General features: G+C 35.7%; 24 protein-coding genes and 1 riboswitch. Of the genes, 14 read left to right on the top strand and 10 right to left on the bottom strand.

Going from position 1 to position 23,477, the window contains the following annotated elements:
* From GZA11_RS13285 to GZA11_RS13275, 3 genes are all read right to left on the bottom strand, one after another.
* A partial coding sequence (locus GZA11_RS13285; protein ID WP_163183451.1) for a helix-turn-helix domain-containing protein occupies positions 1-184 on the bottom strand: 184 nt, incomplete at its 3' end.
* 68 nt (positions 185-252) lie between these two features.
* On the bottom strand, positions 253-1,503 hold the full coding sequence (locus GZA11_RS13280; protein WP_163184184.1) for an ABC transporter permease: 1,251 nt from the start codon (positions 1,501-1,503) through the stop codon (positions 253-255).
* Entirely contained in the window at positions 1,496-2,395 is a 900-nt protein-coding gene (locus tag GZA11_RS13275) for an ABC transporter ATP-binding protein (RefSeq protein WP_163184183.1), read from the bottom strand. Before GZA11_RS13275 ends, GZA11_RS13280 begins: the two co-directional genes overlap by 8 nt.
* Positions 2,396-2,735: 340 nt before the next feature.
* On the opposite strand from GZA11_RS13275, the gene GZA11_RS13270 reads away from it, so the two are divergent.
* The gene (locus GZA11_RS13270; RefSeq protein WP_038540193.1) at positions 2,736-2,921 is read left to right on the top strand and encodes a YhzD family protein; all 186 of its coding nucleotides are present in this window, start codon (positions 2,736-2,738) and stop codon (positions 2,919-2,921) included.
* Between the two features lie 377 nt (positions 2,922-3,298).
* Here the strand turns inward: GZA11_RS13270 and GZA11_RS13265 are convergent, their stop codons facing one another.
* The 4 genes from GZA11_RS13265 to GZA11_RS13250 all read right to left on the bottom strand — a co-directional run bounded on the left by GZA11_RS13265 (position 3,299) and on the right by GZA11_RS13250 (position 7,592).
* Entirely contained in the window at positions 3,299-4,090 is a 792-nt protein-coding gene (locus GZA11_RS13265) for an enoyl-CoA hydratase (protein ID WP_163184182.1), read from the bottom strand.
* 284 nt (positions 4,091-4,374) lie between these two features.
* Positions 4,375-5,886 (bottom strand): coproporphyrinogen III oxidase, encoded by a 1,512-nt coding sequence (locus tag GZA11_RS13260; RefSeq protein WP_163184181.1) that lies wholly within the window; start codon positions 5,884-5,886, stop codon positions 4,375-4,377.
* A gap of 164 nt (positions 5,887-6,050) precedes the next feature.
* Entirely contained in the window at positions 6,051-6,920 is an 870-nt protein-coding gene (locus GZA11_RS13255) for a Cof-type HAD-IIB family hydrolase (protein ID WP_163184180.1), read from the bottom strand.
* 324 nt (positions 6,921-7,244) lie between these two features.
* Positions 7,245-7,592, bottom strand: coding sequence for a YlbF family regulator (locus tag GZA11_RS13250; RefSeq protein WP_038540183.1), 348 nt, complete (start codon positions 7,590-7,592; stop codon positions 7,245-7,247).
* A 150-nt stretch (positions 7,593-7,742) separates the two neighbouring features.
* Here GZA11_RS13250 and GZA11_RS13245 point away from each other — a divergent pair, with 150 nt between their 5' ends.
* The 8 genes from GZA11_RS13245 (at position 7,743) to GZA11_RS13210 (ending at position 16,064) form a co-directional block, all read left to right on the top strand.
* Positions 7,743-9,101: a YheC/YheD family endospore coat-associated protein gene (locus GZA11_RS13245; RefSeq protein ID WP_163184179.1), complete on the top strand. Its 1,359-nt coding sequence runs from the start codon at positions 7,743-7,745 to the stop codon at positions 9,099-9,101.
* Positions 9,102-9,120: 19 nt separating this feature from the next.
* Positions 9,121-10,224 (top strand): YheC/YheD family endospore coat-associated protein, encoded by a 1,104-nt coding sequence (locus GZA11_RS13240; protein ID WP_163184178.1) that lies wholly within the window; start codon positions 9,121-9,123, stop codon positions 10,222-10,224.
* A complete protein-coding gene (locus GZA11_RS13235; protein ID WP_038540178.1) occupies positions 10,202-11,566 on the top strand; it encodes a YheC/YheD family endospore coat-associated protein in 1,365 nt (454 codons plus the stop codon). Before GZA11_RS13240 ends, GZA11_RS13235 begins: the two co-directional genes overlap by 23 nt.
* A complete protein-coding gene (locus GZA11_RS13230; RefSeq protein WP_038540174.1) occupies positions 11,563-12,606 on the top strand; it encodes a YheC/YheD family endospore coat-associated protein in 1,044 nt (347 codons plus the stop codon). The genes GZA11_RS13235 and GZA11_RS13230 overlap by 4 nt, the downstream gene beginning before the upstream one ends.
* A gap of 87 nt (positions 12,607-12,693) precedes the next feature.
* Positions 12,694-12,903, top strand: a complete 210-nt coding sequence (locus GZA11_RS13225) for a YheE family protein (protein WP_163184177.1) — start codon at positions 12,694-12,696, stop codon at positions 12,901-12,903.
* 70 nt (positions 12,904-12,973) lie between these two features.
* Positions 12,974-13,165 (top strand): hypothetical protein, encoded by a 192-nt coding sequence (locus GZA11_RS13220; protein ID WP_235925036.1) that lies wholly within the window; start codon positions 12,974-12,976, stop codon positions 13,163-13,165.
* A gap of 775 nt (positions 13,166-13,940) precedes the next feature.
* The gene (locus GZA11_RS13215; protein WP_163184176.1) at positions 13,941-14,846 is read left to right on the top strand and encodes a PucR family transcriptional regulator; all 906 of its coding nucleotides are present in this window, start codon (positions 13,941-13,943) and stop codon (positions 14,844-14,846) included.
* Positions 14,847-14,951: 105 nt separating this feature from the next.
* Positions 14,952-16,064, top strand: a complete 1,113-nt coding sequence (locus GZA11_RS13210; protein ID WP_163184175.1) for an ABC transporter ATP-binding protein — start codon at positions 14,952-14,954, stop codon at positions 16,062-16,064.
* Between the two features lie 35 nt (positions 16,065-16,099).
* On the opposite strand, the gene GZA11_RS13205 is transcribed toward GZA11_RS13210, so the two are convergent.
* Positions 16,100-16,342, bottom strand: a complete 243-nt coding sequence (locus GZA11_RS13205; RefSeq protein WP_038540161.1) for a hypothetical protein — start codon at positions 16,340-16,342, stop codon at positions 16,100-16,102.
* Between the two features lie 341 nt (positions 16,343-16,683).
* Between GZA11_RS13205 and GZA11_RS13200 the strand changes: the two genes are divergently transcribed.
* Entirely contained in the window at positions 16,684-16,890 is a 207-nt protein-coding gene (locus tag GZA11_RS13200; RefSeq protein WP_038540155.1) for an alpha/beta-type small acid-soluble spore protein, read from the top strand.
* Between the two features lie 674 nt (positions 16,891-17,564).
* Here GZA11_RS13200 and thiT read toward each other — a convergent pair.
* Entirely contained in the window at positions 17,565-18,152 is a 588-nt protein-coding gene (thiT, locus tag GZA11_RS13195) for an energy-coupled thiamine transporter ThiT (protein ID WP_038540151.1), read from the bottom strand.
* Between the two features lie 111 nt (positions 18,153-18,263).
* Positions 18,264-18,370: riboswitch (TPP riboswitch) on the bottom strand.
* A 140-nt stretch (positions 18,371-18,510) separates the two neighbouring features.
* Between thiT and GZA11_RS13190 the strand changes: the two genes are divergently transcribed.
* The 4 genes from GZA11_RS13190 to GZA11_RS13175 all read left to right on the top strand — a co-directional run bounded on the left by GZA11_RS13190 (position 18,511) and on the right by GZA11_RS13175 (position 22,596).
* Positions 18,511-19,659 carry a histidine kinase N-terminal domain-containing protein gene (locus tag GZA11_RS13190; RefSeq protein WP_163184174.1) on the top strand — a complete coding sequence of 383 codons (1,149 nt, stop codon included), beginning with the start codon at positions 18,511-18,513 and terminating at the stop codon, positions 19,657-19,659.
* A gap of 115 nt (positions 19,660-19,774) precedes the next feature.
* The gene (locus tag GZA11_RS13185) at positions 19,775-20,323 is read left to right on the top strand and encodes a GNAT family N-acetyltransferase (protein WP_163184172.1); all 549 of its coding nucleotides are present in this window, start codon (positions 19,775-19,777) and stop codon (positions 20,321-20,323) included.
* A 627-nt stretch (positions 20,324-20,950) separates the two neighbouring features.
* Positions 20,951-22,303: a hemolysin family protein gene (locus GZA11_RS13180; RefSeq protein ID WP_163184170.1), complete on the top strand. Its 1,353-nt coding sequence runs from the start codon at positions 20,951-20,953 to the stop codon at positions 22,301-22,303.
* Between the two features lie 110 nt (positions 22,304-22,413).
* On the top strand, positions 22,414-22,596 hold the full coding sequence (locus GZA11_RS13175) for a hypothetical protein (protein WP_038540140.1): 183 nt from the start codon (positions 22,414-22,416) through the stop codon (positions 22,594-22,596).
* A gap of 82 nt (positions 22,597-22,678) precedes the next feature.
* On the opposite strand, the gene GZA11_RS13170 is transcribed toward GZA11_RS13175, so the two are convergent.
* A partial coding sequence (locus tag GZA11_RS13170) for an IS3 family transposase (protein WP_163184168.1) occupies positions 22,679-23,477 on the bottom strand: 799 nt, incomplete at its 5' end.

Raw genomic sequence — 23,477 nt, 5'->3', positions numbered from 1 at the left:
AAAACTGCTTATTTTTCTTGGCTGCCAAACCAATTCGACCAAATTCTTGATAAGCTCGTACCCATCGTCTTAACTGTGATTCTGCTAGTGGCTTATATTTCTTTGCAAGTAATCCACAACCTAATGGACCATTAAGATATTCTAGTACAACCATCAGCTTAAATTCTTCACTATATTTAGCCATAAAAAACACCCCAAAAGTTAGATTTTAACTCTAACTTTTGGGGTGCAGTACCGTCTAAGCCCCTCTAATTACTCATTCTTTGTTAATTGCAATGCTTTTTTAATATCCTTAAATGAATTTGATTTTCCATACATTAACACTCCGCCACGATAGACTTTTGCACCAAAAACCGCCAAAGCGATAATCGTAACCAAGAGGATGCCAATTCCCAAAATTATTTCCCATAAAGGAACCTCTAGCATTCCTACTCGTAGAAACATGATCATAGGTGTAAAAAATGGAATATATGATGTAACAGTAATAAAGGTGGCATCAGGCTTAGCGAGCCCAAACATCGCAATCATAAAACCAGCAATTACAAGAAAAGTCATTGGAGTGATCATTTGCTGTACATCTTCAATCCGGCTTACGAGTGAACCTAAAAATGCGGCGAGTGTGGCATAGAGAAAATAACCGAGAATAAGGAAAAGAATAGCATAGAAAATCGTTTCAACCGGGATATTTCCAAATCCGAATACTTCAAAGAAACCATCATTTAACGATTTCATATTTTGTTTTAGTGAGAAATAACCAATTAACAAAAATGCTGTAAGTTGGGTTAAGCTTAATAAACCAATTCCTATTATTTTGGCAAACATTTGCTTGATAGGTGAAACACTAGAAATTAAGATTTCCATCACTCTGGAGGACTTTTCAGTAGCAACCTCCATTGCAATCATACTGGCATACATAATAACCGAAAAATAGATCACAAAAAGAAGAATGTAGACAAGTCCCCTCGCTTGATTTAATTCTTCCTCTGTTTTAGCATTTTTTTCTAGGGCGACATTTTCAATGGATACCGGTTCATACAATTTTTGTAGCTGCTCTGGTGTCAAATTTATTTTTGAAGCAGCAAGCATTGTTTTTAATTGTTGTAGACCAGTTTGTATATCTGTAAACAAAGAAGTATCTGAGAAGCTCTTGGCTTTAAAGATTGCTTCAGGCAACTGTTCTTTATTTAGATGCAGTAATATGACACCATCATAATCTCCATTTTCAACCGCTTCTTCCACTTTTTCTACACTTTTGTTACTTTTAAATAATTTAATCTCTTTATTAATAACAGAGAGCTGTTTCTTAAACGGTTCATATAGCTGACCCGTTTCATCTAATACAGCTACTTTATATCCGCTATCTCCATCAAAAACTTCAATGATTTTGTTAATGTTAGTCATGGCTATTACAATGACTATCGACAATAAGGTCGTAGTAATAAATGATTTACTTTTTAATTTATTTATATACGTATGATGAAGGATGATCCAAAAGTTATTCATAAGAATCACCTACTTTCTCAATAAAAATATCATTCAATGAAGGTTCTTCTAACGCAAATTTCCGAATAAACCCTTTTCCCGCGATCTCAGATAGAATTCTTTGGGCGACATGTTCCCCCTCAATCTGTAATTCCATACCTTCTGTTGTGTTTTTCACCTTGACAACACCTGGAAATTGTTTTAGTGCATCCAATGAAAAGTCAGCATGAATGATTAGATTCTTTTTACCGAAGGCCCGTTTAATTTCTTTTAAAGAACCATGAACAACTGGCTTGCCTTTATGTAAGATGCACAAATGCTCACACATTTCCTCAACATGATGCATTTGGTGGCTGGAAAACACAATCGTAGTCCCACTTTCTTTCAATGACAATACGGCCTCTTTTAAAAGTTCCACATTAACTGGGTCAAGACCACTGAATGGTTCATCTAAAATCAACAGCTTTGGTTTATGTAAAACAGCAGCAATGAATTGAATTTTCTGCTGATTCCCTTTCGATAGCTCTTCCACTCTTTTATTTTCATACTCTGGAACTTTAAATCTCTCTAACCACCATCTTAACTCTTTCAAAGCTTCCCTTTTAGACATCCCTTTTAATCTAGCTAAATATATGATTTGATCACGGACCTTTAATTTTGGATAAAGGCCTCTTTCCTCTGGAAGATAACCGACAAGATGACTCGTAGAGTAGTTTAGTTCCTTTCCATCCCAAGTAATCCTACCCTCACTCGGATCCAAAAGTCCCAATATCATCCGAAACGTGGTCGTCTTACCGGCACCATTTGCTCCCAAAAAGCCAAACATCTCCTTTTCGGGAATGGTTAGTGACAAATTATTAACGGCAGTAAATGTACCAAATCGTTTTGTTACATGATCTATTTGAAGAACCATTTCTTTCACTCCTTTCATCTTACTAAATATACCATATCATGGAGGAATATTCTTTACTTTGCATATTTTATGAATTTATGCAAAAATAATAGTAAGAATATTTAATAAAATTACAAACATCCAGATCAGTGGTGTATTGCCCCCTCCCAAATGTTGTCGCTTTTGGTCGTGCAATACTTATGCTACGAAGACCTCCTTGTGAAACTCTTAATCTGAGAAATAGGTAACTTAAGATCCGGAGTGATTCGATGTTAACTAAATGTATGACAGAAAGCGACGGGAGCTAGCGGGAAACCATTCTCGAAGTCGAAATTATTTTAATATAAAAGGGGAATGTTCGATGAAAATGTATAAAATAACTGCTTTTGAAGCAAATGGAGAAAAAATTCTAGATGAAACCTTTCAGGCTGAAAATGATGAAGAGGCTAAAAAACTAGGAGAAAAACTATTATCAGAGAAAAGCTTATTAAACAAAACCCATCGCTGCACTTCACCATCTGGTAAACTTCTTCTTTTTCATTCTTAATTTTTAGGCTCTGTTAATCTTTAATGTAAAAATTTATGTAATTATTAAGGGAAACTCTTAAAAATGGGGTTTCCCTAATTCTTTTTAAACTAATTGTTTTTTTCCTTTTTTACCTTTTACTATTAGACTAACCATAAAACAGCCAAATCCTATATTAATCTCATAATTATATGACCTATAATCCCCATATGGTCAATGGTCAATGAGAATAGAATAGCTCCAAGCATAATTAATGGAGAAGCAATGAACCATCTCCAAACGATTCAATCCTCCCCCACTTATTTTTATTTAAGTTTTTACATACTTATTATCAACATTTACCTTAACAGAGATAATTCTTAAAAATGAAAGAAGCCAAGTGGCTTCTTTCTTATTTTTTATTTCCCAATAAAATTCGGTTTTCTTTTTTCTATAAACGCTTTAATACCCTCCTGATGATCAGCAGTCTGTCTCATTTTAAGCTGGCCATGCTTCTCCAACTCTAGTATTTTCAACAGCTGAGGGCGATTTTTTTCCGCTAATATTTTTTTGGTTTTAATCATTGCCTGAATTGGGCTGTTTAACCACTCGGCTACTCTATTATGTACCGCTTCTTGTAGGCTATCTTTTGCTATCTCTTGTACAAGCCCAAGTGCAAACGCCTCTTCTGCGGTCATCATTTTTCCTTCCCAAATCACTTGTTTTGCCTTCGTTTCGCCCAATCGTCTCTCCAAAAAGAAATGTCCACCACCGTCAGGAATGAGACCAATACCAATAAAATTCATTGCCAATTTGCTATCTTTGTCCGCTATTATATAGTCTGTACAAAGTGCCAAACTGAATCCTAAGCCGGCAGCAGCCCCATTGATCGCACTGATTGTTAGCTTTGGAAGACTATATAGAGTAATAATCAATTCACTAATATGGTCCATTACAAGATAAAATTCTTTTTCATTCATATTTGAAAGCATTGTTTTAATATCCCCGCCTGCTGAAAACGCACGGCCATTACCGGTTAAGACAACAATATCAATCTCATCCGATTCGCTTATTTCCTTCAACCTATAAACAAGCCCCTTTATCATGTCCAAATCCATCGCATTTAACGTCTCCGGTCGATTCATCACCAATGTTGCCACCCGACCATCAATCTTTACATTCACCTTATCTGTAACGTATTTGATTGACAAAGCATATCCCTCCCAGTACATTATTCCATTTCATTATATATAGAAATAGCTTGAATAAAAAGGAATTTTCTAAAAATATCGAATTTATAATAAAAATAAACCATTGTTGAATGTTTTCTGAACGTATTCCTTCAAAAAAATTAGCTATAAACCTTTCGTCATCCTAGGACATTAATCTATTATATAGGAACAAAAAGATTATAAGATCACACTAAAGGACAGCTTTTGGCTCATCTGTCCGTTATCAATAAAAAGAGAATAAAAATAAAAATTCTCCTGCTCAATTAAGCAGGAGAACCTTTTTCAGAGAATAACTCTTCCAAGATTTTTATTTTTTCTTTGGTATATGCTTCAAAGCTGTCGTTATAAGACTTCGGATCCTTTGGATTGGCAAAATGTGTGATTTTCCCTGTAACAGGATCAATAAACTTACTAGATGCCCCGCATCCTAGCCCAATAATGGACTGCTGCTCCTCCATAATCATAATATTGTAGATACTTTCTTGGTTTGGTAGCGAATATCCAACATTCTCAAGATTGCCTAGAATATTTTTCTGACGATACAGATAGTACGGAACATAGCCATGCTTTTTCGTCCAATCCTGTGCAAGATCCATCATTTTTTCAACTTCTGCCCGGTCAGCTACCTTGTATTTTTCTTTATTCTTTGTCATTTCAGAGGCCCGCTTGAATGAAAGTGTATGAACTGTCAGAGATTCAGGCATCAACTTTTCCGTCTCGGCAAGAGAATGAGTAAATTCAGGGATACCTTCACCAGGCAATCCAATAATTAAGTCCATGTTAATATTGTTCATCCCCATTTCCCTAGCCAAGTGATATTTCTCAATAGTCTCTGAAACTGTATGATGTCTGCCGATTGCTTTTAGTGTTTCCTGAGTATAGGATTGTGGATTGATGCTTATTCGGTCAATATTCCACTTTTTTAAAATCTTTAATTTTTCCGGAGTGATCGTATCTGGACGTCCAGCTTCGACTGTAATCTCCCGGATTTTATCCACATCAGGAAATGATGTATACATTTCCTCGTATAACATATCCATTTCCTCAGCGGTAATGCTTGTCGGCGTTCCTCCACCGTAATATATGGTTGTAATCCTTATTCCTTTTTCTTTCAGCCATGTACCGATCTTTCTCATTTCATAGTGAAGACCACCTAAGAAGGAGTCGACGGAACCTTGACGGCCATTAATGGCATAGGCAGGGAAAGTACAGTAAGCACACTTAGTTGGACAGAATGGGATACCAATATAAACGCTTACTTCCCGTTTTAGAGAATAAAGATCTGGGACCACAGTCAACTGACGGTCGACAATTTGCTGCATTAGCTCAATTTTTTCATCTGTTATCAGATAATCCTCTTTTAATTGCTTATGAGCCAATTCAACAGGGATCCCTTCCTGTAGTTTTTTATGGAGAAGTTTCGTTGGTCTGACCCCAGTTAATATCCCCCATTTTTGTATCATTCCGGTCCAGTCTTGTAAAACGGTTAAATACACATGTGAGACAGCATTTTTAATTTGTTTGAACCGTTCTTTTTCAGTATTAGCAATATATAATTCTTTTTGGTATTTGGCGGAATATACTTTTCCATTATGATCCTTTAATTCAGCAGTAACAGCCACATCCTTCTGAATTTCCAGATCAAATTTTATTTGAATATCAGCTTCTTCCGTATTAGCTAATAATATTTGTGATTCCTCAAAAAACAAATTGGCAATCAGCTCAAGCGGACGGTTAAATCTTTCATCGTCCAAGCCCATAATTGAAATTCGCAAAATTTATCACCTTTCAAATTAAACTCCCTTTAGTGTACAAAATCAAAAAAATAAGGTCAATATAAGGAAATAATTCACAATGATAAAAAAATACTAAGGTCACTGGATCCCTTAGTATCATTAATAGAATATTTTTATAGAATTCAACATTTTAGATGAGAAAATTATTTTTTAATGATTTTCATTTTTCGTAAAAACTCAATAGGCTGCTGCTTTCTGAAATGTTCTTTGACCATATAAGCTACACCATGTTCATTTTCAGATCGAGTGACCCAATCGGATGCCCTTTTGACTTCATAGGGGGCATTCCACATGGATACTCCTAGACCCGCGGCTTCAATTAAAGGGATATCATCTAGGCCATCTCCAATATACACCATTTCCTTTAACTTAAACCCAAGCTGATTTCCAAGGAAGATAAGACCGTTTAGTTTGGAAACTCCCTCGGGGACAATATCTAATCGTAAATCATCAAGCTTTATACAATTAATTTCTGTAAACATGGCTTCTAAAGCTTTTTTGGCATCTTCTAAGTCTCGTTTATTTTCAAAATATACCTCAATCTTTGGAGGGGTAACACGATGATCATGCAAATATTCACTCAGGGATGGGACAAATTGCTGAGAATAAAACATCGGATCTCCCGATGTAAATACAGTTTTCACCAAGAGATTATTGTACAGTTTATGCTTATTCGCCAAAGAAAATTGCTCATGAACGAGACGGATTTGGCAAGGCAATCCTTCAAGAAATCGGACCGTATCATAGGTAATCTCTTCATTTAATCTTTTAACAAAAATCGGATTTTTATCAGTGTTTGAAATATATGCACCCTGATGGGTGATAAGAGGTGATTTTATTTTTAAAGCTCTTGCCACCTTTTTAGCAGATGGAAAGCTTCTGGAAGTTACGAGAGTAACAAAAATCCCTTTTTGCTGTACATAATCAATCGCTTCCTTTGTCGAACGATGAAGCCTTCCACTTGTTTGCAAGAGTGTGCCATCAATATTTAACGCTAGTAAGCGATAAATCATATTGCTGCCCCCTGTTCATGGTGAAATTCCCTTATACTACTTTTATGTTTGTTTACCCCTTAATAGAACAGATGCAATTGATTTCAGCAGTATATGGCCTCCACCCCAAATCTATCGCTTACAGTCGTGCGATCCCAATGCTGCCGTAACGTTGTCCATCTGAGAGAAAGGAAACTCAAGAAGCTATTTTGATTCGATGTTGACTGACTGTAGGCAAAATGCACGTTTCACCATTAGGACACATGTCCTAAAATATTCTCAAAGGCAAAAATACATCTTCTAAACTAAAAAAAGCTTTCGGTTTATTCACCGAAAGCACAATTCTTATATTTGTTTGTATAGTTCCTCCAATGGTTTCATAATCACCTGATTTAATTCGCTAATAATCATACTCATTCGTTGTTCTGCTTGCATAAGCTGAGAAATTTTTGCGTTTTGTTGAACCATTCCAACCGTTGCTTGAGCCTGTTGAACCTCCTGCTCGGAAATATCCTGCCCCATCATTTGCTTTTGCTGAAGATTCAGTTGAATTTGACGAAACTGATCAAACATTTGTTTTGCCTCAGGATCAGCTGTAACTGCATGATATGCTTCTTGCAATTTTCTATACTCATCACTTTGACGAATCGCCGTTTCTAATGCATAGGCAGAATCATATAAATTAATTGCCATTTTAAATCCACTCCTTTAGGATACAATTCCTTACAACTATAACAAACTATTCAATGAAAAGCGAGAATGTTCAAATCACCAACTTTTCCTTTATTACATAAGATACTATACACGAATGCCTATTTATTTAAGTATAAATGAGGAGTGATTATGTCTTTTCCATTCATCCCGCTCATAATGACAGTCAGAAAATCACCAGACAAACAAGATTGTCTTATACAAATGTCCCATCATTTGTATAACCAATTACAAATAAATCAATGCAATAATATTTACATGAAATTAGGAAGGACTACCATTAAGGCAAATATACAAATAATCGAAATGGTTTCCAATGAGATCATTCTTCCTGAAAATATGTTTCACCACTTTAGACTTCCAATAAATAGATATAAATTGAAAGCGAAATATTGTACAGCAGAAAATACGATCCTGTTGGGGCCGGTAATTGGACTCTTGACTGATTTTCACGTCAAAGAAAATGAAGAACCATTTTTTCGGTCCATTCACAAGTTCTGTGAGGAACTACATTCTATAGTAAAAGATCACGGTGGATTTTTTTATGTATTTTCTTATGAATCCTTTGATTCGAAAGGCTATTACTTTAGTGAGGGAAAATGGCATCCAGCCTCCCTGCCATTACCAGATGTTGTTTACAATCGCGTCCATTCTAGAAAACTGGAACAAAAAGAGTCATTTAAAAAATTCCGCAATAAACTCGAGAATTTGTCCATACCTATTTTCAATGACCGGTTTCTTTCTAAATGGGAAGTATTTGAACAGATAAAGAATGAAAATCAACTTTTAGACTCTATCCCTGATACGAAACTATTTTCTAAGGAGAATTTATTAGAGTTTGCTCAAAAATATGAAACTGTTTTTATAAAGCCGATTCACGGTAGCCAAGGAAAAAATATTATTAAATTAACCAAAGAAAGGGATGACTTATTTTCCATTCAAACCTCGATTAGTCCACCACCAGCGAATTCTGAACAAAAATTTACACTAGATCAACTGTATCAACAAATTAAATCACTTCAGCAAAATCGTATTTGCATTGTCCAGCAAGGGATTCATTTTCTTCCCTATCAATCTCGTCCACTAGATTTTAGAGTTCTAGTCCATAAAGATTTAAAACATATGTGGAAAATTACTTCGATTGTTGCAAGAGTAGGAGCAGAAGATGAATTTGTATCAAACATGGCAAGGGGGGGTATAACCATGCGGCCACATGCCGTGTTTCGAGAATCCATGACTCGAAAAAAATCCATGGAAGCTATCACGAAAATAAAAAGACTCGCCATTGAAACGGCTGAGGGAATCAGCAAGAATACTTCAGGAATTACCGGTGAGCTTGGAATTGATATTGGAGTAGACAAAGAAGGTAATCCTTGGTTAATTGAAGTCAACTCCAAACCATCTAAATTATTCCATGATGATGGAAAAATTAGGCCATCAGCAAAAGCCATTATTCAATTTAGTACGATACTTGCATTTGAATCCATTTAGGATAAGGAGGCTCATTAAATTGTTAGCCCTTGGAATTATGTCTTTACACCTAGATAGCGAAGCTACTTATATAACTGAAATGGCAAAACATTCACATTCATGTGGTGTGGAATGCTTTCGTTTTGTCCCTTCTCAAATTAATCCTCATACCCTACAAGTATCAGGTCTTAGATTTGATTCTGAAACCGGGAATTGGAAAAAAGATACTTTCACCATTCCTTCCATTCTTTATGACCGATGCTTTTATGGAGAGGATGAACATTCAAAAAAATGTCTGCCCATTGTATCCTGGCTAAAGAATAGAAAGGATATACACTTTTTAGGATATGGTCTTCCTAACAAGTTTGATTTATATGAATCATTAAAAACCACCGAATTATCTCCTTACCTCCCAAATAGCCAATTGATCGAAAAAGCAGATCTCGTTATGAAGGAATTACATGAAGGAAAAAAAATCATTTTAAAACCAGTTAATGGTTCACAAGGATTTGGCATTTATTATGTAAAGAAATCTAATAAGTCCTTTCACGTAAAAACAGAAAAACAAAGAAAGATCATTTCAAGAATTTTCCCAACGGAAAGCAAACTGCTTCAATGGCTCCAACCTCTTATTAAAAAGTACGACTATCTTCTACAGCCATATTTGGAATTATCAAATGAGGACCACCAACCATTCGATATTCGCATTCTATTGCAAAAAAATGAACATGGAATATGGAAAGAGCTTGGACGCGGGATACGAATTGGAAATACGGGAGGAATTTTATCCAATTTAAGTGCAGGAGGAACAATTGAAACATTTTCTAATTGGATCACTTCTATACCGAAAAACAAAGCCGATTATATCCGGTCCGAACTAGACTATATTATAAGTGCCCTGCCCCGTCTACTTGAAGATCAGTTTCCACCGTTGTTTGAAATTGGAGTGGACATTGGGATCGCCAAAAACGGTTCTATTTGGATTCTCGATATCAATTCGAAACCTGGAAGAAAATTACTTTTGAATACTTTCCCAGAAATAAAGGAGCAACTTTTCAAAGCTCCACTTCTTTACGCAAAACACCTTTCCGAAACAGATCATCAAGAAAGGAAGGACTTTTATGCGAAAACATTATCTCATTGAGTTCGTACAAAATGATCAAATGATCGTTTTTTGTCCACCTTCTATTTTTCAAGAGAAGGAGCTAACAAGAATTGCCTTTGGTTCTAAATCAGTGGAAGCAGAATTTCTTCCTCACCCAGACAGTGACAACTGCATTGTCATAAATAGGCACATTCAACATGCACTGCAAATTCCGGATTTCAAGCAACCTTATCATCTTTTTATTAATGGAAATACACTTTTCATTGGTCCACTGGTTGGTATCTTTACAGCAGGTTTTACCGATCTTGATGAACAACCGATCGGTGAAAGAACACAGTTTTTTTCTAAACTCTTATCTGTAAATAAAACGGTTGGTGCCCTATCTTTTGTGTTTGGGGAACAACATATTGATTGGAAACAAGGAACCATTGAAGGGTACTTTTATGAAAACAATCGATGGCAGCAACTTGAAGTCCCCTTTCCAAATGTGATTTACGATCGACTTCCTAACCGAAAAAGTGAAAGAATTCCAAAATTAATGAAGGTAAAAGAACGGCTTCAAAAAGAATATCTTATCCCTTGGTATAACCCTGGCTTCTTTAACAAACTAGATATTTATGAAAGACTGGAACAAGATAGCTCGGTTGAAAGATATCTCCCTGAAACTCATCCGTTTACATCCTTCTCTATTATCGAAACCATGCTTTCCAAATATGGTCATGTGTTTGTCAAACCGAGAAATGGCAGTCTTGGATTAGGAATTCATCAAATCATCTATGATCGTGAAACAGGTAAATATTACTGCCGGTATCAAGATTCAGAAGAAAGAAATCGACTAAGAAAATTTCCAAGTCTAGAATTATTATTTAAATGGGTATTTGGTAACCAGTCACTTGAAAATATGATCGTTCAGCAAGGAATACACCTTATCCGTAAAGACCGACGTCCAGTAGATTTTCGTGTTCATACAAATAAAGATGAAACAGGAAATTGGAAAGTAAGTGCCATTGCAGCAAAAATAGCTGGGCAAGGTAGTGTAACAACACATAAAAGAAACGGTGGAGAAGTCAAAACAATTAATGAAATATTTAATAAAGAAGAATGTAATATATACACTGAAAAGCTTTCAAAAGCTGCTTTGGACTTAAGCAACGTGCTTGAGCAAAATATTGAGGGCATTATTGGAGAGATCGGTTTCGACTTAGGAATTGACCGAAATGGTGATGTTTGGCTATTTGAAGCAAATTCTAAACCAGGCAGGTCCATTTTTAGCCATCCGAAAATGAAAGATTTTGATCTATTAACCCGTAAATTATCTCTGGCCTATGCAGTTTTCCTGACGGAACAGTCCTTACTTCATCCCGAGGAATTGTACAAATGAATAATATACAATCACGACCGCTTGTCGGAATCTTATCAGCCCAAAATAAAGATGGATCGTTAGCGGGAAATATACCACTATTTAAAAAGATTCAAAAAAAGCTTATTTCACTTCATGGAATAAGCTTTATCTTTACTTTGGAAGGGGTTCATCATGATTGGATTGAGGGTTTCATTTATTCCCCTGATCACAATAAGTGGAATAAAGCCTCATTTCCTTATCCTGACGTCATATATAACCGAATTCCGTTTCGAACAACTGAGCAATCCGAACTTTGCCGGATATTTTTTTCTTCTTTAAAGGATCGAAAAATCCCGTATTTTAATCCAGGTTTTATTGATAAGTACAAATTTTATAAACTAATGGGTAATCATCCAAAAATAAAAAAATATTTACCTGATACCATTCCTATACAAGAAAAAACAGAATTTTTTTCCTTCCTTAATAAACATAAAAACATTTATCTTAAACCTGCTCAATCATCCAAAGGATCTGGAATTTACCGTTTAAAAACATCCACTTCCAATCAATTACTATTAGAAGGACGAACAACACAAAAAACTTACTTAACCTTCCAACATTTTTGGGATGTGTGGGAACAAACTTTAATTGACAAAAACTACTTGGCTCAAATGGATATCCACTCTGCTGAGTATGAAGGAAAACGTTTTGATTTTCGAATCCTCGTTCATGCTGATCCATTAGACTACTCCTTAACTGGTGTTGGCATCCGCCAATCCCAAAGACAAGATATTACTACCCACACCATTTCAGGTGGCAGGATCGTGCCTTATCCTTTACTGCAAACGGAGGAACATGATCAATTTATTCAATCGATCATTTCCCCAATCGGAAATACATTGTCAAAAGAGTTCGGTTTTTTTGGTGAATTTTCCATTGATGCGGGAATTAGCAAGGATGGCCGGTATTATATATTTGAAGTCAATTCAAAACCAATGAGTTTTGATGAACCGGAAATTGAAGAGAAAAAAATCGAACGACTATGCCATTTGTTTTATCATATACCAAATTTTACCTAATTACATTTTTTTCTTCCCTTCCACTGTGTAAACAGGTAAGCTTGAAGTAAAGATGTTACAAACTTGTACACAGGGGGGAAAAGCGACATGATCATGCATTTTCAGTTAAAGCCATTATTTGAAAATAAGAACATTCCTGGATGGAATTTTTCCTTCTATTATAAGAAGGAACGATACACCGGAATTTATCATCAAACTGGAAAAATTGAATGGACGACAAATACCCCGGAACAAGAAGAAATCGAATTTCTGACAAGTCAAATTCATGAACTTATGCTGTACCATGTTTATGAATAATGGTGGATCTTGTATGAAAATGCCTCCTTTCTCACAAAATATAATTAGATTTGGGAAAGGGATGGTAATCGTGCAAGAAAAAAATAAAGAGCTTATTAAGGAAGATACAAAATATGAAGGCAGAGACAAAGCCTACTTAGATATAGATCGAATGATAAATGAAGGATTGTCCGGCGGATCTGTTCACATACGTCAGGATGGAACAAATATTGAAGAATCCCATGTATTAGAAAATGAAGAGCCGCCCTATGAAGCGAAATAATTCTAATACTACATTACAGGCTGAGCCAATAAATCGGGCTCAGCTTTTTTAATAGATAAAAATTTATTTGTTCAATTTCAAGAATTGTCTAGCTCCAGCACCCTAGCGGCGAGACGCCTCCGCTCTCTTCCCTACGAAAAGTCAACATCGATTCGCCTTTCCGGCTCCTCGTGTTTCCTTTATCTCAGTTGGAGACCACCACAAGGAAGGCTTCGGCAGTATCAACATCGCACGACCGAAAGCGATAGCTTTTGGGAGGAGGCCATACGACGCTAAGCAGGGAGCTTACGCTTTTCTAATAGATAAGAAAATATCTCTTTGACTTCGAGAATTGTCTAGCTCCAGCACCCTAGCTGCTAGTGTCCTTCGGTCTCCTCCCTACGATAAGTCAACATCGAATCGCCTTTCCGGCTCCTCGTATTTCCTTTATCTCAGTCGGAGACCACCACAAGGAAGGCTTCGGCAGTATCAACATCGCACGACCGAAAGCGATAGCTTTTGGAAGGAGGCCATACGACGCTAAGCAGGGAGCTTACGCTTTTCTAATAGATAAGAAAATATCTCTTTGACTTCGAGAATTGTCTAGCTCCAGCACCCTAGCTGCTAGTGTCCTTCGGTCTCCTCCCTACGATAAGTCAACATCGAATCGCCTTTCCGGCTCCTCGTATTTCCTTTATCTCAGTCGGAGAACCTCCAGGCCATACGCAGCTAAGCAGGGAGCTTACGCTTTTCTAATGTTATAATAGATCTAAGTAAAAAAATGGGGAAATGAATGATGTTAAGAAAGCTATTATCAATATACGAAGACGCGGTTTTGTTTTCTGAACCACCAGAAAAACCTTCTGAACAGTTTTATATCTTTTATGATAAGAATGAAAATGATTGGGTCGGTATTCCGAAATTTTCTATTTCAGATAAGGAATTCACACTGCTTAAAACACTATACGAATTAAAGGATTTTCAAACTACCTCTTATACTACTGCTGCAGGACAGTGGCAGGAATACTTATTTTTAAACGGACCTAGTCCTACAAATAATACCAATACTTCATATCGTTTTATTCAGTTTCAGATTAACGGAAATGAACCTGACCAAATGGAACTGGAATCAGCATTCAAAGGTTTTTTTTCTGATGAAGTCATTATTGTTTGGGAAAATTGCAATAAAGGAATCATCATTGAAGAAAAAAAGCAAATTTCACTTTCTGAAGATGAATTAATGACAGCTTCAGAGACGCTCGAAAGTGATTTTTTTGTAAAAATTTCCTTTTTTCTAGGAAAGCTTTATTACATGTCAGAACAGCTTCGTGATAATTTTCAACAAGAAAGAGACTATTTTACATTTGCCTTAGCCAGATTAGGCAACACAAATCTTTATACATTTGAACGGGTTTTTCCAGCATATTTAGCTTACCATTCACCTTCAGATTTGATGACACCTGAACTAAAAAAAATGTTTGACCTTTTTGAACAAGACCCGGATTTATTTTCAACGATACTTATTTTTTTGGAAAATAATTTAAACTCTAGTTTAACCGCCAAAAAACTATATATTCATCGAAATACATTGCAATACCGTATTGATAAGTTTGTAGAGCGAACAGGAATCGGATTAAAGGATTTTTACGGGGCTTTTACCGTTTTTTTTGCCTGCCAAATGTATATGAAACAACAAAAATAACACATTGCCCAAAAAAGCGCTTTCATTTTTTGTGCAGACTGTCCATATAGATTTTCAGCCAAAGCCTGTAAACTGAAAATAACAAAAATTAGGGAGGCTTTCAAAATGGCTGAATTGAAATTAGATCATATTTATAAAATTTATGATAACAAAGTAACAGCTGTTAAAGATTTTAACCTACACATTCAAGATAAGGAATTCATCGTGTTTGTCGGCCCTTCAGGTTGCGGTAAATCTACCACTTTAAGAATGATTGCAGGATTAGAAGAAATTTCAAAAGGTGATTTTTATATTGACGGCAAACGAGTGAATGATGTGGCGCCAAAAGACCGGGACATTGCAATGGTTTTCCAAAACTATGCGCTTTATCCTCATATGACCGTATATGATAACATGGCATTCGGTTTAAAGTTACGGAAATTCCCTAAAGATGAAATTGATCGTCGTGTAAAAGAAGCTGCAAAAATTCTTGGTCTTGAACCTTACTTAAACCGCAAGCCAAAAGCTCTCTCCGGCGGTCAGCGCCAGCGTGTAGCACTTGGCCGTGCCATTGTCCGTGATGCAAAAGTTTTCTTAATGGACGAGCCATTATCAAACCTTGATGCCAAGCTTCGTGTTCAAATGCGTGCTGAAATTGCCAAGCTTCACCGCCGCTTAAATACGACGACAATTTATGTAACCCATGACCAGACTGAAGCGATGACTATGGCCACTCGATTAGTTGTCATGAAAGACGGCGTCATTCAACAAGTAGGGGCGCCAAAAGAGGTATATGAAAAACCGGAAAACGTTTTTGTTGGAGGTTTTATCGGATCACCAGCTATGAACTTTTTAAATGGCAAATTAGATGATGGCAAATTTATCATAGGCAATCATTCAATTATAGTTCCTGAAGGAAAAATGAAATATCTTCGCGAACAAGGTTATGTTGGCAAATCCATGATCCTTGGAATCCGTCCAGAAGATATACACGATGAACCAGTTTTCATTGAAGCCTCATCCGGTACAAAAATTAATGCTCAAGTTGATGTTGCAGAATTAACAGGAGCTGAATTAATGATTTATTCAAGCATCGATGACCAAGAGTTTGTTGCCCGACTTGATTCACGTTCCGATGTAAAACCTGGCGAAACATTAGAATTAGCTTTTGATTTAAACAAAGCTCATTTCTTCGATGCAGATACAGAAGTACGCGTACGTCCATCTAGTGAAATGTAAAATTCGATTTAAACCCTGTTCCTTGGAACGGGGTTTTATTCTCTAATAAACATCACTTCTTCATTTGCACACGCTGGACAGCGATACAAATGTGGACATTTATGGCCAGAATAGGTGTCCGTAAATCCATCCTCCATTTTCATTAAATCAATATCCATATATGGGCTATAATCATCGTAATAATCTTGAAGCCTACCGCTTTCCAACATAGGTTCTCCACAGTTGGTACATAATATATATACTTCCCTTAATCCATTGCAAACCGGGCAGATGGACATATCAAATCACCCTTTATTTTTAGAATATATCCTTAGTTTGTGTTAATGGATTGCCTCTATTACTGGGAATAAATTACCAAACCCAACAATCGAATAAGCCCTTAGAAATAAATCATAATAAAGAATACAAACAGCAAAAAAACAAAAAATTGATGGTTGAAAGGAAATCGTCATCATACTGCAGATCATCCAATTAACAAAACAATCAGCTCCTTTATTTGCTAGATGGTAAAGTTTTCCTAGTAAAAAAATCATTAATAATATGGGTTAGGCCAAGGCGGCTTATAATATGGTTCAATTCCATACTAACCCCAAACTTATTAAGAGGAGTGTTAACTACTATGCCTAACAACAACAACTCTAACCAACTTTTAGTACCAGGAGTACAACAAGCACTTGAACAAATGAAATATGAAATTGCTCAAGAATTTGGTGTAACTCTTGGCGCTGACACAACTTCTCGTGCAAATGGATCTGTCGGTGGAGAAATCACAAAACGTCTAGTACAAATGGCTGAATCTCAACTTGGCGGCGGATTTCAACGCTAAGAAAAAGTAAAACACATTATACAAATTAATAATATGGCTTAGCCCCCTCCATTTTGAGGGGGCTTTCATTCTCCTTAATTTTTTACTATCCCCTTCCTCGTTTCGTCTAACAGTATCGTTTTTTAAATTCATCACCATTTATCACTATAAATTAAGAATAAAAAAACTGCGGACACATTGCCCGCAGCCTATGCTTTTAATATGGTATAACCAATATAATATGTAAGTATTAAAATACTCCCGATTGCAAGTACAACAGAGTAATCTGACATCGATACCCACCCCATCTTCTTTAATAAATATCTATAAACTACCATAACCTGTGATTTATTCCAGTGATAAAAATCACGCCATATATAACGTAACATGAACATTTTGTGAACATTTACTTTAAAGGAATTAAGATTATAATAAAGGTTAAAATCTTTAAATTTTTCTTGGGAATAATAGCCTCTGTTCTTTCAATAAACATATCAAGACAGTCAAAAATAAATTCTCTTATCTTAAAAAAGACATTGCCCTATAAGGACTTAAAAAAAACATTTTTAGCCCAGCTTTTTAAATTTTACATATTATTATCATTGGCTCCCTATAATATTCAGACAAGATTCAGAGTAAAACAAAAGGAGGATGCCCATTAAAGTTGAAACCTTTGAGCACCCTCATTCTCCCTATTAATGTTCCTGAACAACCATTCGCTTAGGCATGGCTGCAATAACCAGAACGACGATTATTGCACTGATTATGAAACTTGGAAGCATGTATGTTCCATTATATAGCAATGAGTAAACGGCGACCGGCTGGCCTTCAGGGGCATATTCACCAAAAAAGACAATTCCAGATATGACATGACAAAAATAGCGAAGCAAGCTTCCTACAAATGTTCCTACCACAACATAAACCATCCATTTCGATTTATCCCCTGATTCTAGTGCTTTTTTAACGGATCCGGCAAAAACACCAGCAAATCCCACTACAGTAAAGGCGATAAAATAATCTATGATTGCTTGAAGAATCGTGTAGATTTGTGCAAAACCAATTATGAATTGTAGAAGTCCCAGTAAAAATCCAGTTAATAAACCACCTTTTATTCCCCAGCGGTACGCTATCAAGAATACAGGAACCATTGCGATAGAAATTGAACCACCTTGTGGCCAAATCTTTAATGAAAGAATATTAGCTGCTAAATCCAATAAATAGGCAAGTGCAGAAAATACGGCCACTTCAGCCATAAATCGAGTATTACTCCTTTTCTTGTCCATACTTAGTCCCCCTCATAAATGTATAAATCTTGTTCCTAGACCACATGTTTTTGCATTTATTAACAAAAAAAGCAATGCAAGACGAAAGGATTTGTCTGCATTGCTATATTTTAACCGGCAAATCCACATCCCTACGCTAGTGCTAACTAACAGGTTCAAAGGGTCAGAACTCGAACATTCACTCTCAGCCGCATGTCGCAGCCCCCCTTGTGGAACTATTCAATTGTTACCATAACGAATATACTATTCTTTTAATCTCTTGACAAGAATCCTTATGGATTTTAATAAAAAAAAAGGATTTTTTCTTTCCTTCAGCGAATTATGTAAGTAATTAGTTATTTCCATAGGGGGATACAACATGTTTACGGGTGAAAAAACAGAATTAATGACTTATTTTGAGAAAAATGAGGAGAAGCTACTGAAAGAATGGGAAAGGCAAATTATTGTGTCAGAAGATGACCCTTTTAAAACCAAAATATCCAAGAACGCTAAATCCCTATTTCATGTTATTCTGAATATTTATCAACGCTCAGAAGACGAAATATTAAAAATCGTAAAAAAACTCGCTAATGAAATTTCAGAAGAAAGAGTAAAAGCCGACATTAACATAGGCGAATTCGTATATAATGTCAGCCTTGGCAGAACTGTTCTCTATAGTTGTATCAGTCAGCTAGATGTTCCATTATCAGAGCTGCAGGAAACAATGAATAAAATCAACTTTTGTTTTGATAAATTCTTATACTATGCCGTTTCGTATTATACTGAAGCAAAAAACAAAATTATTGAAGAAAAAAATATGTTTATTGATTCGACACACCAGGATAGGTTGACTTTACTAGGACAAATGACATCCAGCTTTATTCATGAATTTCGCAACCCTCTAACCTCTATCCAAGGATTTATTCAATTGCTTAAAGCTGATTATCCAGACATGAAATATTTAGAAATTATTTCAAGTGAATTAGATCAGCTAAACTTCCGAATTTCACAGTTCTTACTTTTATCAAAAAAAGAACTGATAGGAAAAGAGAAGGAATATTTCAAAGTTAATAAACTAATAGATGAAGTGTTAAATTTCCTATATCCTAGCATTTTAGATAGTAAAGTAAAAATTAAGCAGTCATTATTAGGCGATGTTACACTTTATGGTTATGCCGATGAAATTCGCCAAGTAATTATTAATATTATTTTCAATGCAATTGATGTATTAAATCATCATAACAACACGAATCCAACCATTGAAATCATTAGCAGTATACATAATCAAAACCTAATGATTGCTGTTTCAAACAATGGACCAATGATTCCCGAAGAATTAAGAGAATCGATTTTTGAACCATTCTTTACAACAAAAAAACTTGGAACAGGCCTCGGATTGTTTGTTTGTAAAGAAATTATTGAGAAACATAAAGGGACACTTTCTTGTGATTCTTCCCCTGAAAAGACAACATTTTCTATAGCACTACCGATTAATATTTCATCTCCTGAAATAGAACAGCGAATATAGGTACAAGTCTGATCCCTCTTTACAAATTGGGATCTTTTTTCATCTAAATGTTATATTTACACGATCATTTCTGATTGCATATGCTGTAGTAAAAAAGATTGGGAGTTTTGCCCTTATGTTTACATTAAAAGTTGATCATGAAATTGAGCTTCAACTGTTTCAAATACAGCATGCCGAACAACTTTATCAGCTATTTGAGAAAAATCGTGGGCACTTACGCCAATGGCTTCCTTGGGTTGACAGCATTACTTCCCCCTATCAATTAATGTCCATTATACCTGTTTGGCTTACTCAATTCTCTGAGAACACTGGTTGCAATCTTGGAATTCTTTTTAGAGGAGAACTTGTCGGTTCCATTGGTCTTCATCAAATTGACTGGTATAACAAAATGGCAAGTATCGGATATTATCTAGCGAAAAAAGCAGAGGGGCATGGTATTATTACAAGATCTGTTCAAGCTCTGCTAAGGTATGCTTTCTTCGAGCTAGGATTAAACAGGATTGAAATTCGCTGTGGGATCAACAACCATAAAAGCAGAGCAATTCCCGAAAGATTAGGCTTTCAAAAAGAAGGAATTATTAGAGATGGTGAACTTCTAAATGGTTATTATCACGACATCCTTCTATACAGCATGCTTGCCCGTGAGTGGAATAATCGCCATTAATAAAAAGTAACCAGTAACTCTGTTTTTAAATTTCATTAATATTAATGCTTCATTCATATTAGCCATATTCTCCCATAAAATGTAGAGAACACTACCTAAATTATCCAGAACGTTTGACTGTACAGTTAAAATTCTTTATAATTATAGTTAATTTATTTTGTTGAGGTGGTAAAATGGGCTGTCTATTGAATGGAAGAGATAGCTAAGTGTACAATGGTTTCGAGGCGGACTAATGATTACTAAACAACTATTATATTAACTTATAAAACAGAACGCTCGAAATCCAATTACCGCATCTATACGGAAAAATCACTGGAGGCAATATATTATTAAAGAATGGAAAAAACTCCATTTGCCTTTAGACGTGATGTAAAGAAACTAGGTATACAGAGGTTCAAAGTATCTAGATGTCAAAGGTAGATAATCACAATCGTGCTCTTTCGAAGCATCACAATCTGTGTGATTTCATCCCGTTTCTTAATTGGATGAAAAGCAATTGAAGTAAATGAACAGTAATTTAAGTCTGCTTAGAACAGCATTATTCAAATTGATTTATTACGTTACGAGTCATTTGTTATAAAACTAGGAGGTGACACCTTACTCGTTAATCACGAGCTAAGGGCTTATTTGGACATATTTAACTTGGTTTTGATAGCCATTTTAATTGCTTTAACTGCTTTTTTTGTAGCTTCAGAGTTTGCTATTGTAAAAATTAGAAGTTCAAAAATTGATCAGTTAATAGAAGAAGGTAATTCGAAGGCTGTATCAGCGAAGAAAGTAATCTCCAACCTGGATGAATATCTTTCTGCCTGTCAACTGGGTATTACAATCACCGCTTTAGGATTAGGTTGGATTGGTGAATCAACCATTGAGCACTTGCTTGGTCCTGTTTTTGTTGCTATGCATATTCCAGATAGCGCAACAAAAATTTTATCTGTATCTATCGCCTTTGCTTCTATTACATTCCTTCATGTTGTAGTAGGAGAGCTTGCCCCTAAAACATTGGCAATTCATAAGGCAGAATGGATTACACTGACCCTGTCACGTCCGCTCATTTATTTTTATAAGGTGATGTATCCTTTTATTAAGCTACTGAATGGGTCGGCACGTCTTGTTTCAAGGATTTTTGGTCTAAAACCTGTTTCAGAAAACGAACTTGCCCATTCAGAGGAAGAGCTTCGAATTATCCTTTCAGAAAGCTATAAAAGTGGTGAAATTAACCAGTCTGAGTTTAAGTATGTAAATAAAATTTTTGATTTTGATAATCGAATTGCTAAAGAAATAATGGTTCCGAGAACTGAAATTGTCTCCTTGTCTAAAGATGACACTTTAGAGACATTTTTAAATGTTATTAAAACAGAAAAGTTTACAAGATATCCAATTATTGATGGAGATAAGGACCATATTATCGGTCTTGTAAACGCAAAAGAGGTTATGACAGATTTTATTGGTATTGAACAACCTTCTCTTCAAACCATGGAAAAGTATATACGTCCGATCATTCGAGTAATTGAAACGATACCAATCCATGATTTACTTGTAAAAATGCAAAAGGACCGCATGCATATGGCAGTATTAATGGATGAATATGGCGGTACATCAGGGATCGTTACCGTTGAGGATATTCTTGAAGAGATTGTTGGAGATATTCGTGACGAATTTGATATGGATGAAATTCCAGAGATTCGCAAAATCAAAGAAAATCATTATATTATTGATTCGAAAGTGTTAGTAAGCGAAGTGAATGACCTATTGGGAATCAATATTGATGACGAGGATGTTGACACGATTGGCGGCTGGATCCTAACTGAAAACTATGAAGCAAAAGAAGGAGACACAATCGTCCATGACGCTTTTTCCTTTAAGATTCTGGAAATGGAAGAACACCATATTAAATATATTGAAGTAACAAAAATGGCCAATGATGAGGAAACAGATCTCAAACAAATCGCTTTACCCGAATCAGAGGTCCTTTTCTAAAAAACAAACCAATTATTTTGGTTTGTTTTTTTATGCATATAAAGTGAGATAAATGCCCATGCAATACATTTCTCCTTCGCATACTCTGTCATTAAAGGAGGGATCAAATAATGAATTATTTACTAACACTATTTTTAGCCGTTCTAGCAGGATTTGCTTTATTAAGAGTAGAAGTTGTCTCATTTTTAGATAGTTTAACACCAATTCTGCAAACTGTAGGATCAATTGCCATTATTATTTTTTCTTTCGCACTACTTTATCACGGATTTAAAGCCTTAATCAGCAGAGAATAGTCGTTCTTACTTTAAATCAATAATAAAAGACCAGGCAACATGAAGTGACCCCTGTCAAGTAGACAGGAATAAAAAAGCACACTTAAGCAACCTGAGTCCTATATTCATAAGGACTCAGGTTATTTAATTTCTTTTGGAAACGTTGGTGGTTATAAAAACGAATGTATTTGTGTATGGCATCCTTGACCTCTTTGGCTTTGCGAAAAGAGTGCAGATTAAAACACTCTGCCTTGAAATGGCTGAAGAAGTTCTCCATGCTGGCATTGTCTAAACAGTTTCCTTTTCTGGACATACTAGCTTTTATATTGTATCTTTTAAGTAAGTTGTTGTATTGACGGGATGTATACTGGAATCCTTGATCACTATGCAGGAGGAGTCCATTTACATTCCGTTTTTTTATGGTCTTTTTTAGCGTATCAAGCACCAGTTTGATGTCATTTCTTGGACTAATATGGTAGGCAACAATTTCATTATTGTATAGGTCCTTAATGGCAGACAAATAAAACTTTTGCCCATTAAAAATCAAATATGTAATATCTGTCACCCACTTCTCGTTTGGTTTTGACGCGTGAAATTCCCTGTTTAGATGATTGTCCGAAATGACATAAGGCTCTTTCTTCCCATAATAAGGCCGTTTCTTCCGAATCACCGCACGAATTCCCATCTCTTTCATCAACCTTTGTACGCGTTTATGGTTGATATTCAGTTTGTATTTTCTCTTAAGCCAGACTTTGGCTCTCCGATACCCGTAGATTCCTTTCAGTTTTTTATGGCACTCCTCGATTTTTTTCTTTAACTGCTCGTCTTCTAATTGCTTTTGAGAAGGGTGTTTCTGCCGTTTTACCCAATTGTAATATCCACTTCGAGACACGCCTGCAATC

Source organism: Neobacillus sedimentimangrovi (assembly GCF_010614825.1).
GTDB lineage: Bacteria > Bacillota > Bacilli > Bacillales > Cytobacillaceae > Neobacillus > Neobacillus thermocopriae.
The sequence above is the reverse complement of the archived record's forward strand: the minus strand, read 5'-3'. Positions and strand labels throughout refer to the sequence as shown.

Excerpts from the sequence above, each read along its gene's own strand:
- GZA11_RS13280 (WP_163184184.1), bottom strand. The coding sequence starts at position 1,503 with ATGAATAACTTTTGGATCATCCTTCATCATACGTATATAAATAAATTA.
- GZA11_RS13275 (WP_163184183.1), bottom strand. The coding sequence starts at position 2,395 with ATGGTTCTTCAAATAGATCATGTAACAAAACGATTTGGTACATTTACT.
- GZA11_RS13270 (WP_038540193.1), top strand. The coding sequence starts at position 2,736 with ATGAAAATGTATAAAATAACTGCTTTTGAAGCAAATGGAGAAAAAATT.
- GZA11_RS13255 (WP_163184180.1), bottom strand. The coding sequence starts at position 6,920 with ATGATTTATCGCTTACTAGCGTTAAATATTGATGGCACACTCTTGCAA.
- GZA11_RS13250 (WP_038540183.1), bottom strand. The coding sequence starts at position 7,592 with ATGGCAATTAATTTATATGATTCTGCCTATGCATTAGAAACGGCGATT.
- GZA11_RS13245 (WP_163184179.1), top strand. The coding sequence starts at position 7,743 with ATGTCTTTTCCATTCATCCCGCTCATAATGACAGTCAGAAAATCACCA.
- GZA11_RS13235 (WP_038540178.1), top strand. The coding sequence starts at position 10,202 with ATGCGAAAACATTATCTCATTGAGTTCGTACAAAATGATCAAATGATC.
- GZA11_RS13230 (WP_038540174.1), top strand. The coding sequence starts at position 11,563 with ATGAATAATATACAATCACGACCGCTTGTCGGAATCTTATCAGCCCAA.
- GZA11_RS13225 (WP_163184177.1), top strand. The coding sequence starts at position 12,694 with ATGATCATGCATTTTCAGTTAAAGCCATTATTTGAAAATAAGAACATT.
- GZA11_RS13215 (WP_163184176.1), top strand. The coding sequence starts at position 13,941 with ATGTTAAGAAAGCTATTATCAATATACGAAGACGCGGTTTTGTTTTCT.
- GZA11_RS13210 (WP_163184175.1), top strand. The coding sequence starts at position 14,952 with ATGGCTGAATTGAAATTAGATCATATTTATAAAATTTATGATAACAAA.
- GZA11_RS13205 (WP_038540161.1), bottom strand. The coding sequence starts at position 16,342 with ATGTCCATCTGCCCGGTTTGCAATGGATTAAGGGAAGTATATATATTA.
- GZA11_RS13200 (WP_038540155.1), top strand. The coding sequence starts at position 16,684 with ATGCCTAACAACAACAACTCTAACCAACTTTTAGTACCAGGAGTACAA.
- thiT (WP_038540151.1), bottom strand. The coding sequence starts at position 18,152 with ATGGACAAGAAAAGGAGTAATACTCGATTTATGGCTGAAGTGGCCGTA.
- GZA11_RS13190 (WP_163184174.1), top strand. The coding sequence starts at position 18,511 with ATGTTTACGGGTGAAAAAACAGAATTAATGACTTATTTTGAGAAAAAT.
- GZA11_RS13185 (WP_163184172.1), top strand. The coding sequence starts at position 19,775 with ATGTTTACATTAAAAGTTGATCATGAAATTGAGCTTCAACTGTTTCAA.
- GZA11_RS13175 (WP_038540140.1), top strand. The coding sequence starts at position 22,414 with ATGAATTATTTACTAACACTATTTTTAGCCGTTCTAGCAGGATTTGCT.